This is a genomic window from Flavobacterium sp. SH_e (assembly GCF_025717045.1).
Lineage (GTDB): Bacteria > Bacteroidota > Bacteroidia > Flavobacteriales > Flavobacteriaceae > Flavobacterium.
The window spans coordinates 39,651-53,018 of the sequence record NZ_JAOVZN010000005.1; the positions used below are offsets into that span (position 1 = coordinate 39,651).

Here is a 13,368-nt window from a genome sequence, read left to right on the forward strand (position 1 = left end):
AGCCTTTAAAAAAAATGATTAAAACAGTAATTTTTGATATGGACGGCGTAATTGTTGACACAGAGCCTGTTCATCGTTATGCTTATTATTTACAATTTTCGGAATTGAATATAGAAGTTCCTGAAGAAATGTACACCACATTTACAGGATTTTCTACTCGAAATACATTTCAAACTTTAAAAAGCTATTTTCCAACTGTAGAGCAGGAAGTGGAAGATTTGATTCAAAGAAAGAGAACTATTTTTAATGATGCTTTTGATACTAAGGAAGATTTGTATCTTTTGGATGGTGTTGAAGAACTAATTAAAGATTTGTACAATAACGGATTACAATTAATTTTGGCTTCTTCGGCTTCAAAAGTAACTATTGATCGTGTTTTTACAAGATTCAATTTGCATCAGTATTTTACACATATTGTTAGTGGAGAAGATTTTCCGCAATCGAAACCAAATCCGGCAATATTCATTCATGCTGCTTCATTATCTGTTGCGGCAAAAGAAGAATGTATTATAATCGAAGACAGTACAAATGGTGTTAAGGCTGCAAAAGGAGCAGGAATTTATTGTGTAGGCTATAGAAGCGAACATTCACATCTTCAGGATTTGTCTGAAGCAGACTTGGTTATCGATCATTTTAGTGAATTAAATGCAGAAAAAATATCACAGCTTAAGGCTTGAATTATATAAAATTTAACATTTGTTCCCTGTTTGAATTTGTAAATTTGAAAAAAATTAAACTTAAAATAATGAAGAAACTACTTATTGCTTTAGCCCTGATCTTAGCGCCATTAGCATCAGAAGCACAAGTAAAAACGCCGCAAGCAAGTCCAAAAGGATACATTAAGCAAACTGTTGGTTTAACGGATGTTGAAGTTACGTATTCAAGACCGGGAGCAAGAGGGAGAGCTGTGTTTGGTAATTTAGTTCCATTTGGAAAACTATGGAGAACAGGAGCGAATGAAAATACAATTATCAACTTTAGCGATGACGTAATTATTGACGGTAAAACGCTGAAGAAAGGAAAATATGCAATTTATACAGTTCCTAGAATCGAAAGCTGGGATATCATTTTTTATCTTTCTACAGATAACTGGGGATTGCCAGAAAATTGGAACGATTCTTATGTAGTTTTGAAAACTACTGTAAAAGAGGATGCATTACCAACGCCTGTTGAAACATTCACAATCGGAATTAATGGTTTAGATCCAAATTTTGGTTATTTAGATATTGCTTGGGAAAACTCTCATGTTGCTTTAAAGTTTGAAGTTCCTACAGCTAAAATTGCTGTGGCAAGTATTGACAAAGCTTTAGCTGGTCCAACTTGGAACGATTATTTTGCTGCTTCTCAATATTTATTTCAATCAAACGGAAATATTGATACAGCAAGAACTTACGTTGACAAAGCTCTTGATATGAGTTCTGATAAACCATATTATGTTTCAAGATTAAAATCTTTGATCCAAGCAAAACAAGGCGATAAAAAAGGAGCAATTGAAACTGCAAAAGCTTCTTTAGCATCTGCTGAAGCTGCAAACAATGCAGATTACGTAAAATTGAATAAAGATAGTATTGCTGAATGGAGCAGATAAGATTTTAAATTCTAATTTTTAAAATATCAAATTCCAAAACTGACGAGTTTTGGAATTTTTTTTGTCTTTTTTTAAGCTTAATTTAGCGTTGAGAGAATTCTAAAACCGTAAGAAGAAACATAAAAACCTTGAACTTGAAACAAAAAAAGAATTTCAATTCAAACTTGGTGGCTCAGGAATCCTAACCGTTTTCTTGATTTTCTTAATAAGAAGATAAAAAGTAATTCCGCCCAAAACAATCAGCAACGCAATTTGGAGCTGGCCAAGTACATTATTTCTATTATACATCGCGTTTGCGGCGGCAAGTTTCGCTTTTCCTTCTTCAATTTGAATTTGCGATAAAGCTTCGAGTGTTTTTAAAGCTTTTGCGCTAGAATTAGCAATTTGATTCCAATTTTTGTTTTCAACCTGTTTGTTGATTTCTTTGCATGATCCCAAAAACGCATCGAAATATTGTTTTTCCTTATTTGTTAAAACTGTTTTCGCGTACAAATCATCTATATCATGAATAATATCGAGCGTATGAATAATTTCATTTTTTTTAATGTTGTCGCTTAAATTTAGCTTTTCAGCTTCTGCTTTTATAAAATGAAGTTCTTTAGAATATTGAAAAATATAATGCGCTACAACCAACCTGTCTTTGTAGATTGCATTAATGTTATCATTTACATTTTTGGAATTTCGAAGCGTATTAAAATTTCCAAGAAGAATAATAAGCATTACAATGAGTAATATAAAAGCAGCTTTGGTTTTGTTGCTATACTTTTTTTGATCTTTCATAAAGCTTATTTTTTTAGGAGTAACTTACTTATTTCAGTTTTATCGATTTGCTGTTTTATACATGAGTTCTACATTTTTAATTGAGCCAATTGGAGCAATTTTAATATGTTTTTGTCCAATTGCAACATAAAAATAATATAAGCTATTTGTACCGAGAAGACTAACTTCCTGCGGTTCTTCGTCGTTAAAATTAATTTTATAATTATAATCTAAAGTTTGCTTGTCGATGCGTTCTGAGGTATAATAACCGTCGGCAATACCAGTTCCTAAAAAGAAAGACAAAAGCACAACTGCCAATGTTCGTAGAGCAATACCATTATAATAACTTGTTTTTTCTTCTAAAGAAAATCCTTCAACAGATTTCAATTCGAACATTCTTTGCACAAAGGTTTTTTGGTTATTCTTCAAAAGAAATTTTGGAAGATAATAATGGCTGACGAATAATGAAATTACGGCAAATAAAACTATCGGATTTGAACTCAAATATGCAATCGGACTCATTAAAATATCTGTAATTGTGGAGAATTTCAAGATATTTATTCCCAATTGATAATAGTAAATACTGTCTTTAAGTATTCCCATCATGATAAGAAATACATAGCCTAATGGAAGTAACTTTTCAATATCGCTCGAAATTTTCATTTAATTTCTCCAGTTTTAAATTAGTTAGTGGTCCGTTTTACAACTTACTAAAATAATATTTTTTACTTACAAAAAAGGAGAATTATACTTTAAAGAAATTATGTGTCTAATTTATATATTTTATAGGAGCTATTTCCTGCTGTCCGCTATATCTTTTGTGCCGAACCCCGGCACAAAAGGATGCCGCTTCCATCAGGGCTAGGGCAAGAGATTTTTTTATTTAATGAAAATCAGAAAGAGTAATTTGCTATTCCAAAATCACTTCATTATCATCTGATTTCCCTCTGAAAAATAAAAACTGCAAAACAACTGCCAACACAATCGTTAAAATTGCTCCAATAAAATTAAGCCACAAATAACCTAGTTTTTCTTGGCTGTAAATCATAAAATAATAAATGACAAAAATGGTAAGCTGACTTATAATAGCACTGATAAACATTGGCTTTGCCTGAACTCTTTTAGTATAAAAAGCTACAAGGAAGATTCCTAAAACTGTTCCGTAAAAAATAGAACCAATAATATTTACAAGCTGAATTAAATTTTCAAACAAAGTTCCAACGCAAGCAAAAAGTATCGCTATAACTCCCCAAAAAAGAGTGAAAAACTTAGTAACATGTAAATAGTGTTTCTCTGATTTTTCTTCTTTCTGGTTTCGTTTATAAATATCAATTGCAGTTGTAGAAGCCAATGCAGTAAGCCCAGAAGCCGTTGAAGACATTGCAGCCGAAAGGATAACGGCCAATAACAATCCGATAAGGCCTTTTGGCAAATAGTTCAGGATAAAATGAAAAAATACATAATCTTTATCGTTTGTTTCAGTATGGCTATCTGCTCTTGAAATTATTTCTTTCGCTTTATCGCGAAGATCTTTTTCTTTATTGGACAAAGCAACCAATTCTTTTCTTAAAATTGGATTGTCGTAATCCTGATTCAACTGATCGATGTACAATAAATTGATTACTTTTTTGTCTTCAGAAAGTTTGACTAACTTTTCCTCTAAAGCGTGATATTCATTTTTAAAAGCCGATTTTTCAATCGCAATTTTATTATTCGGATTAAAATTTAGTGGCACTGGATTGAATTGAAAAAATACAAATACCATAACTCCTGTCAAAAGAATAAAGAACTGCATTGGAACTTTTAAAAGTCCGTTCATGATTAATCCCATTTGGCTTTCACGAACCGATTTTCCAGACAAATAACGCCCAACCTGAGATTGATCTGTACCAAAATAGGCGAGAGCTAGAAAGAAACCTCCGGTTATACCGCTCCAAAATGTGTATTTTTCTTCGGGATCAAAAGAAAAATCAACGATATTCATTTTATCATTTGCTCCAGCAATATGCAGCGCACTATTGAAAGTCATATCATTTGGAAGGTAATGCAAAATCAAGAAAAACGTGATAAACATTCCAGACATGATTACAAACATCTGTTGTTTTTGGGTTACGTTTACCGCTTTTGTACCACCAGAAAAAGTATAAATAATTACCATAACTCCAATAATGATATTCATTATCGTTAAGTTCCACCCTAAAAGTGCAGACAAGATGATGGCTGGGGCATAAATGGTTAAACCAGTTCCTAAACCTCGTTGAACTAAAAACAAAATTGCAGCAAGTGAACGGGTTTTAACGTCAAATCTTCTTTCTAAAAATTCGTAAGCGGTATAAACTTTACTTTTATGATATAGCGGAATAAAGGTCAAACAAATCACAATCATGGCAATTGGCAAACCAAAATAGAATTGCACAAAACCCATTCCGTCATGATATGCTTGTCCAGGCGTAGATAAAAATGTAATTGCGCTGGCTTGTGTTGCCATTACAGAAAGTCCTACAGTGTACCAAGGTGTTTCATTGTTCCCTAAAATGAAATCCTCTACGTTTTTACTGCCTCGGGTTTTCCAAGAGCCATATCCAACAATGAATAATAATGTGACAATAAGTACGATCCAGTCAAATAGCTGCATAGGTTATGAGTATAATTGCATGATTAAGAAAAAGATAGCAATATAAATTGCATTAGCTACTAAAACATAAGTGTAGCTTTTTTTCCATTTTTTTGTTTTTTTAGCGTCCATTTTTATTGCTTTAAATCTTGTTTAGGAGCTTCAATTGGCTGTTTTAGAGAAATAATATTCGATAATAATCGATATGCTCCAGAAACGCCTTCTGGCAATTCTCTAAAGAAACTCAAACCAGTGTAAATATAATATCCTTTTCCGTATGGCGCGACAAGTAAAGCTCCGTCTTTAGCAGATTCTCCTTTATCATGCGAGGAAATAATAGGAGTGAAGGCAGCATCGTATTCATTTGGGTAATACAAACCTTGCTCTTGTGTCCATCCTTGAAAATCTTTTTCAGAGATTTTATTTGGCGTATTTAAAACAGGATGATTTGGCGCTAAGAAAGTAATTTTAGCATTTTCTTCTGTAACACGATCATTTGACAATTTTAACGGATATGGAGCAATTTTATCAGTTACTAATTTTCCGTTTGTGTTGTACTGAACAATCATGTTTTTTCCGCTTTTTACAAAATTGAAAAGTATATTTTGTTTGTTTGCCAAGGCATTAACGGTATTGTAAGCACGAATTCCTGTAATAACAGTGCTGAAAGAATCTAGCTTTTGAGGCGTAATTTCTTCAGGTTTTATAATAGTAACTTTGTATCCCATTTGAGTTAAACTTTCAGGGACTTCGTCTCCAGCGCCCATGATATAAGCAATTGCATCGCCAGAAGTTTTTAGATCTATTCTAATGCACTTTGATTCAGCTGGTTTTAGAACCATTTGTTTTGTAATATGGCTGAAATCTATAATAGTTTCATCTTTGTCAAAACGTTTATTGTCTACAATAGCGACACTCTTCGCCATAACTTCTTCTGGATTTACAGGAGGCGTCACTTCAAAATAAAATACTTGTTCATTTCCTTTTTTGTCTAAAGTAAACGGAATTTCTTTAGGAGAAACAGACCAGCTTTTTGGTAATTCTAATTGTAGATTTCCTTTAACATCATCTTTTCCTGCACGAACTTTTACCGGAATCATTTTACTTTTAGTATTGGTAAAAAGTAAAACTCTTTCTAAAATTGAAGTTGTAACTTCTGGAACAATATCAAGGAAATTATACATTTCGCCTTTTACGCCATCATTGTATTTGAAAACAACAGTACGCTCAAACGGAATTTCAACATTATTGATTTTTACATTAAAAACAACTTTTGCATCACGAATAATATCTGGAGTTCCAATAATTTCCTGATTAGAAACAGTGTACATTCCAACAGTTGCTTTTTCTTTTAACCAATATGGCTGTGTATATTCTATATCATTTGGAAGCTGTAACTGTAAATTGATCTTTTGATCGCTATTGTTTTTTAAAATGCTATTTTGAGTTGTCGTTTTATTATCTGGAAGTGTTGTTACACTAACTAACTGCATGTCAACAGAACATCTATTGATAGCTTCAAGCGTTAGTTTAATAGTGCTTCCTGGAGTTGCTTCCTGTTCATTTGAAACCGCTTCAAGATACAAACCTGAACAAGAGGCGATAATATTTTTTATAGCAGCTAGTTTAATTGTTTTCCAATGTGTATCGTCTAAAGATTCGATCATGGAATAGGCTTTAACTAAATCTGGAATACTTGCAGATGGATTACTGAAGTTATATTTTGAAACGATCGAAGCAATTAAATCGCCAACTGGTTTTCCGTTTTTAACACGATTCCAGCTTGTATCGATTCCGTCAAATAAATTATCACGTTCTTTTGGAGTTTCACCATTTATAAGCTCTAAGTATTCAGTTTCTTCACCGCGAACCCCTGTGCTTCCAAAACCTTGAGATTGGTGACGGCTTCGGCTTAAAGCTGCAATTTCCTGATTCGATTTTCCTATTCCAGTGTAGTAAACACCTGTCTCTAGCTTTGTAAATTTAGATTTATTTGCAGCATTAAATTTTTCTTGGCTTCCATAAAACCACCATGACGGATTAAAAAATTGACGTTTTACTTGCCAAGGTTTAACGTATTTTAATTGTTCAGGATAAACTTTTGGATCATTTGTTAATTTGAAACTCTCAACGCTCAACATTGCAGAAGACGTGTGATGTCCGTGTGTCGTGCCTGGAGAACGGTGGTCAAATCTATTGATAATAATATCTGGTTGAAATTTTCTGATTGTCCAAACTACATCAGCAAGGACTTTATTTTTGTCCCAAATGTCTAAAGTTTCATCAGGATTTTTTGAAAAGCCAAAATCATTTGCTCTTGAAAAGAATTGTTCACCTCCATCAATTTTTCTAGCTTCAATTAATTCTTGAGTTCTAATAACGCCAAGTAATTCACGCAATTGCGGTCCAATTAAATTTTGGCCTCCATCTCCACGTGTAAGTGATAAATAGCCAGTTCTAGCATTCATTTCATTTGCTAAATACGAAATCATTCTAGTATTTTCATCATCTGGATGCGCTGCAACATACAATACAGAACCTAGAAAGTTTAATTTTTTGATTTGATTGTAAATTTCTACTGAATTTGGTTTTTGTGGCTGCTGTGCAAATGAAATTTGAAAACCTATAAAAAATAAAAGAAAGATATGAACCTGTATTTTTCGCATATTGTGGTTAATTGTTTTTTTGAAAGTGCCTCAAAAGTACTAATTATTTTACGGAACAGTATTTAAATGAAATGTTAATGATTAATAATTTGATCAATATTTGAATTAGAGAAAGCAAAAAAGCTGCCAGAAATAATCTGACAGCTTTTGAAATTATCTTTGCGAATTGCTCTTAATTATTTCAGTTTGTTTTCTGTATCAACATAATTTCCTGTAATAGTTACGTTGCTTCCTTTAGTAACCTTACCATAAATTGTAATTGAAGAAGTGCTGCCTATAAAATTGATTTTAGCACCGCTGTTCAATCTTAAATCCCCCCAAATAACAACAGAACCTTCAATATTTAAAACCGATTTGTCGTTAATAATAAGCTCTGTTGGATTCGTTTGCTGGTATTTACCTTGAGATAAAGTTCCTCTCATATTGAAAGTTCCTTGGCTATTTAAAGTCAAATTGCTTAGAACCGCGATCGAACCACAATGTGTTAAAACTGCACCAGAATTGATAATTGCCGAATTAATAGCAGTTGCTCCTTGGTATGATTTAATCTCATTAGAATTCAAGATCAAATCTCTACCTTGATTATATAAACCGTAAGTTAAACAGCTTGCAAATGTTGTATTTGGCTTTTCCATTTTAATGATTTTCAAACCGCCTGTTCCGCTGGCAACATAAATATAATCACCGCTAGATTTTACATAGTTTGAAGAACCCGCAATTCCAACAGAACCCAATAAAGTAAGTTGTGTTGCAGATTGATAGACGTTAAGCCCAAGAGCTCCATTTGCAACAAAAGCATATCCATCGTTTACAGAAACAGCATTTGTTACATTGTCTTCAGCAGCAGCTGGAATCCCTATGGTTTGCAGTTTTGATCCGCTGTTAATATCATAAACACCAAGACCGTTAGGACCTTCAGAAACTAATAATTTTGTTCCGTCAATATCCATTGTTCTTTTCGCCCCGCTTACATCTGAAGATGTTGTAAAGCTTTTTTGTAATGCAAGAGTCGATTGATTGTAGATATTAACTCCTTTAGTTCCGCTCAAAGTCACAACTTTATCACTTGTAAGAGCAATAGAACGTAAGTCGGCCATTGCGACTTTTCCTGTAATTGCTTTTGTTGAAGTGCTTAATTTGAATAAACTTCCGTTATCTCCTGTAACTGCAAAATAATTTGAAGTATTAGCAGCAACATCTGTTGTAACTCTGCTTTCCAAATAATTTGTTTTTAAAGTATTGGTAAGCAATCCAGAACTTAAATCCATATTGAATACAATTGCCGGATTTCCTGCAAGCTGAGAATCTTTATCAACATCCTTTGCAGCTCCGATAATTAAATTTCCATTTGCGTAAGTAAGAGATGTAATATCTGTATTTGGAATTAAAGCAGAAGTAACCAATTTTGGTTTATAAGGATCAGAAACATCAATAACATCAATTGCTCCCGAATAAACATCGCCTCTTGTGATATAAGAAACATAAGCATAATTTCCGTTCACAGTTACATGACTCGCTTGAAGCGTTTTTCCATTAGCATCAACTGGAGGTTTTACTTCAGCAATTTGAACTAAAGGGAAAGTAGTGTTCGTTGTTTCTGTCGTTTTTCCTGTAGCAGAAACATTGTCAACCGAGACAACACCAGAATTTGTAAGGTCAAGTCTTTGATTTAAGGCAGTTTGATCAGTAGTAATTGTAATGTTATTTAACGATTGGTTGTCGTTTTTGTCATTGTTATCGTCACAACCAATTAGAAGTGACATTGCTAAAAATGAAAGTAAATAAACATTCTTTTTCATAAATTTCTTTTTTGGATTATAAAATTCGGCGCAAAGATAAAGTATAAATAAATTAATGTAAGGCATTTCTGTTGTTAAACTTATTGCAATACAGTGATTTATATTAAATATACAACGATTTAACAAAAGAGCCCATTAAACAAATCATAAAAAAAAGAGAGTATCAAATAAATGATACTCTCTTGTATTGATTGCTAATGATTTAGCATTATCTTCTTCCGTGACCGTGTCCATGATCGTGATCGTCGTGATCATGTCTGTCATGGTGTTTATCATGTTTGTCGTGTTTGTCGTAATGTTTGTAATCTTTACGATCGTAACGACGGTCATTGTAACCATATACAGGTCTTGGTTTATAAGGTCTTTGCGGAGCTCCATGATATCCTTTATAATATTTTACTCTATGGCGATCAAAATATGTATAAGGAGTTCTACCGTGGTAATCTGTCAAAACTACTTTATAACCTCCATACAAATCATAGTTTCTATATTGTCTAGGTAAGTAAGTTGTTCTTACCCATCTTCCTCCTCCGAAATAGATGAATTGCGATGCACGAACATCGTAATAAGCTTCAATATCTGGAAGATAGTAATATTCCATTTCTGTATATCCCACTGGTCCCCAAGCTGGTGGAGTTCCAATATTAACGTTGATCGATACTTGGGCTTGCGTGGCATTTGCAACCATTAGAAATAATCCGGCGATTGCTAACTTTATCGTTTTCATCTTTTTTTATTTTTTAAATGTTAATCTTGAATAGGGATATTCATATACTGTGCCAAAAAAATAAATGAGATGTATTTTATCGGATAAAAATGCATTTCAACGAATGTGTTTTAATCTGCAAAGCGTATAATTTGTTGATATTGAGGAATTTTGCCCTGCTTTTGAAATTTAGAAAAAAAAACAAAAAAATTATTTATAATTGACAACTCTAGGCTTTGCAAGTTCAAAACTTTGAAGTCCATAATCGGTGGTTTCAAATGTATTAGTTTTGAAAACATTATCTCCCTGTTGAGGAATGCTTGGGTAATATGAAAGTGATAGTTGAAACGAGCTAAAAACCAGATAATCATTACTTACCAATAAACCAATAGTAAGTTTGGAATACGGTTTATTTTTAGTCATTGCGATTTCTGGGCTTCCTAAAACTGCAATAGAATAATTAAAGAAAGGATTTAAACGAAAACCCAATAAAGAATGCGGAGAATAGGTTTGTGTTTGTAATGACAAAACGGCTTTACTTGTTCCATACAAATAACTGTTAAATCCTGCCAAGCCATTCTCTTCATTTATGTTTAATTGATCTCCAATAATATCATCTCTATTTATTCCAACAACCACTTTAGGATTCACGAATTGTCTGATTTTCCAATTTCCTACGCTAAACAATTTTGTAAAATAATTAGATTCAAACAGAAAAGAAGTTTGATAGGTTTTAGATTGATGAAAAAAAGTTCCAGCTTCAAAATTCATACTCAAAAAGCCTAATCGATAATAATTCCCAAATGAAAATTGGGCACCAACATAAGGCCTCCAAAAAGTATTTTTGTATTGATAGCCAAAGGTTACGCCATAAATGCGTCCTATCGGAACGTCTTCGGTTTGTCCATTTCTAAAAATATAACTGTCTTTAATAAACTTTCGCGTATTTAACCCAATTCCGCTTAAAATTAGTTTTTCAGAAGAATAAAAATGATTTGGATCATAAATCTCTGATGGCGATTCGCTATAATTGACATTCAAAAATCGGGCAGTAGTAATCAAATTTGTTATTGCCTTATTTTCATCTTCATACATTTTGGTAGCGTGTCCAGCCCATAAATCCTGAGAAGTATATTTTTTTGGCTGATAAGCAAAAGCTGGATCAGGACCTTGTAGGGCTTGTAAAGTATCTTTTCTGAAGCTTTCGTCAACGTAAATTCCGCCTGCCCATTTGGTTAATGGAGAGTAGAAATCTCGCTCGATATCTATACTTTTAAGATAATTATTATCTAAATCCATATTGTAATGGAGAACAGTACCAATATAAGTATTCTTAATATTTGGAACTGTATAGGTTACGTCATTTCCATTTTGTCCATCGCTAAATCGATTGGTAAAACGATATTCTAATTGCTGTCCAGAACCAAAAAAATCTTTTTCTTTAAATCCAACCGAAACTTGATTGCTAGAAATAGAAAATCTAGGAATTGTACTCCACGAATCTAAAACACGAATCGTAACATCTACAGAATCGGAAGCGACACCAACAGTCTGATTTGAAATTCGAACAGCGGTAACATAGCGTTGTGCACGTATTAAACGCTCTGTTTCTAGAACTTTATAAGTGTTATAAGGAGTATTTCTCTTAAAAAGCAATAAATTATAAATCGCTATTTTTTTTGTTTTCAAATGAAGTCTGTTACCCATTCTTTCTCCCCAGTTTTTAGGCATTTGCGTGGTATCGGCAACAGAATGTCCAAAAGGATCTAAGGTAATGATGTTTATTTTTCGAATAATCTTTCCATCATAATGAGTAGAATCTATAGGAACTAGCAATTCTTTGTTTTTCTGTGGCTTTTTAGATCTAAAAAACAATTTATGCATGGCTTGCGTAAATTTATTTTTCTTAGAATAATTTCGAATTTTAGTATAGATTTCTGTTGTGTCTTTTTGAGTTTTTGGCTCTTTTTTAGTTGTATCTACCTGAGAATATCCGCTCTGTAAGCAAAAGCATAACAAAATAAAAAATAGTATTTTTTTGTTTAAAGACATTCGGTAGTTTTTCTGCTAATAGATTTAAGTTTTATGAATATAGGTAATATTATAGAAGTGTTATAGCATAACGCCATTTTTAATTTTCTGTTGTAACTTTTCGTGTTCGCCATCTAAATTTCCGCGGAACATGATTTCCCATGAGATAACCCCATGCGGAAAGAGATTCAATTCGATCAAAAATAATTTTTAAAATAGCAAGAAGCGGAATGGCTAAAAACATTCCAGAAACTCCAGCCGCCGCGCCTCCAACAATAATTCCCATAATCGAAACAAAGGCATTTATTTCTACTTTAGAATTTATAATTAATGGCACAAGAAGGTTATTATCAATGAATTGTACAATAATATTCACAATCAAAATTCCAAGAATCACAGAGGTTTCGCCAGATCCTGTTAGAGAAGCTAAAACAGTTATAATTCCAGCGATTGTAATTCCAATATAAGGAATAAGGTTCAAGATACCCGTAATTAATCCTAACAATATGAAATATTTGATGCCAATAATCCATAATCCTAAACTTGTTAAGACAGAAACTACAAGCATTTCGATAATTAAACTTACGATATAATTGTTAATAGAAACTTTTATCTGAGAAAGAATATCCATTAAAGCGGGATGGTTTTCTTTTTTAATTAATTTTGCTAAGAACAGCTTAAAATGTTCTTTATAAATTAAAAACAAAAAAGTATAGACAATAATAATCATACTGTCTAATAGAACGTCGCTTACAGATATTATAAAAGATCCCAGTTTTGCTTGACCGGTTTTTACTGAATCTTTGGTAACCGAATCTAAATATTTTTTTTGTTCTCCAATACTTACCTGAAAATTTTCTCTAATGAATTTATGAATTTCGATTATAAAAGAATTGGCATTCTTCTTTATGGTCTCAAAATCATTAGCCATATAGGTAACTTGATAAGAAATGAAAATCAAGATTCCAACAATAAAGGATAGAAAAATTACGAGACAGGTCATTGCTGCAAGATGCCTTGGGAATTTCAATTTTGTATTGAAAAAAGTAAAAATAGGCAGTAATAATACGGCAAATAGAAATGCCATTAAAACTGGTGTTAAAATATCTTTTCCGATGCAAAAAATAAATGCAAAACAGATTAAGGTAACAAGAATAAAAGAAAGTTTTGCATAAAATGGTAAAGTTATGGGCCGAGTCATTTTT

Annotated in this window: 10 protein-coding genes; 2 read left to right on the forward strand and 8 right to left on the reverse strand. The window is 32.5% G+C overall.

Going from position 1 to position 13,368, the window contains the following annotated elements; translation table 11 throughout:
• The first annotated feature begins 14 nt into the window (after positions 1 to 14).
• Together OD917_RS08005 and OD917_RS08010 are read left to right on the forward strand one after the other, a co-directional pair.
• Positions 15 to 677: an HAD family hydrolase gene (locus tag OD917_RS08005; protein ID WP_263523035.1), complete on the forward strand. Its 663-nt coding sequence runs from the start codon at positions 15 to 17 to the stop codon at positions 675 to 677.
• Between the two features lie 68 nt (positions 678 to 745).
• Positions 746 to 1,588, forward strand: coding sequence for a DUF2911 domain-containing protein (locus OD917_RS08010; RefSeq protein WP_263523036.1), 843 nt, complete (start codon positions 746 to 748; stop codon positions 1,586 to 1,588).
• 153 nt (positions 1,589 to 1,741) lie between these two features.
• Here OD917_RS08010 and OD917_RS08015 read toward each other — a convergent pair whose 3' ends face one another.
• From OD917_RS08015 to OD917_RS08050, 8 genes are all read right to left on the reverse strand, one after another.
• Positions 1,742 to 2,368, reverse strand: coding sequence for an MCP four helix bundle domain-containing protein (locus OD917_RS08015; protein WP_263523037.1), 627 nt, complete (start codon positions 2,366 to 2,368; stop codon positions 1,742 to 1,744).
• A gap of 39 nt (positions 2,369 to 2,407) precedes the next feature.
• On the reverse strand, positions 2,408 to 3,010 hold the full coding sequence (locus OD917_RS08020) for a hypothetical protein (RefSeq protein WP_263523038.1): 603 nt from the start codon (positions 3,008 to 3,010) through the stop codon (positions 2,408 to 2,410).
• Between the two features lie 247 nt (positions 3,011 to 3,257).
• The gene (locus OD917_RS08025; RefSeq protein ID WP_263523039.1) at positions 3,258 to 4,982 is read right to left on the reverse strand and encodes a sodium:solute symporter; all 1,725 of its coding nucleotides are present in this window, start codon (positions 4,980 to 4,982) and stop codon (positions 3,258 to 3,260) included.
• 113 nt (positions 4,983 to 5,095) lie between these two features.
• Positions 5,096 to 7,627: a PIG-L family deacetylase gene (locus OD917_RS08030; RefSeq protein ID WP_263523040.1), complete on the reverse strand. Its 2,532-nt coding sequence runs from the start codon at positions 7,625 to 7,627 to the stop codon at positions 5,096 to 5,098.
• Positions 7,628 to 7,803: 176 nt separating this feature from the next.
• The gene (locus OD917_RS08035; RefSeq protein ID WP_263523041.1) at positions 7,804 to 9,426 is read right to left on the reverse strand and encodes a hypothetical protein; all 1,623 of its coding nucleotides are present in this window, start codon (positions 9,424 to 9,426) and stop codon (positions 7,804 to 7,806) included.
• A 208-nt stretch (positions 9,427 to 9,634) separates the two neighbouring features.
• Positions 9,635 to 10,153 carry a hypothetical protein gene (locus tag OD917_RS08040; RefSeq protein WP_263523042.1) on the reverse strand — a complete coding sequence of 173 codons (519 nt, stop codon included), beginning with the start codon at positions 10,151 to 10,153 and terminating at the stop codon, positions 9,635 to 9,637.
• Between the two features lie 189 nt (positions 10,154 to 10,342).
• Positions 10,343 to 12,184 (reverse strand): hypothetical protein, encoded by a 1,842-nt coding sequence (locus OD917_RS08045; protein WP_263523043.1) that lies wholly within the window; start codon positions 12,182 to 12,184, stop codon positions 10,343 to 10,345.
• Between the two features lie 79 nt (positions 12,185 to 12,263).
• Positions 12,264 to 13,364: an AI-2E family transporter gene (locus OD917_RS08050; protein ID WP_263523044.1), complete on the reverse strand. Its 1,101-nt coding sequence runs from the start codon at positions 13,362 to 13,364 to the stop codon at positions 12,264 to 12,266.
• Positions 13,365 to 13,368: the final 4 nt, after the last annotated feature.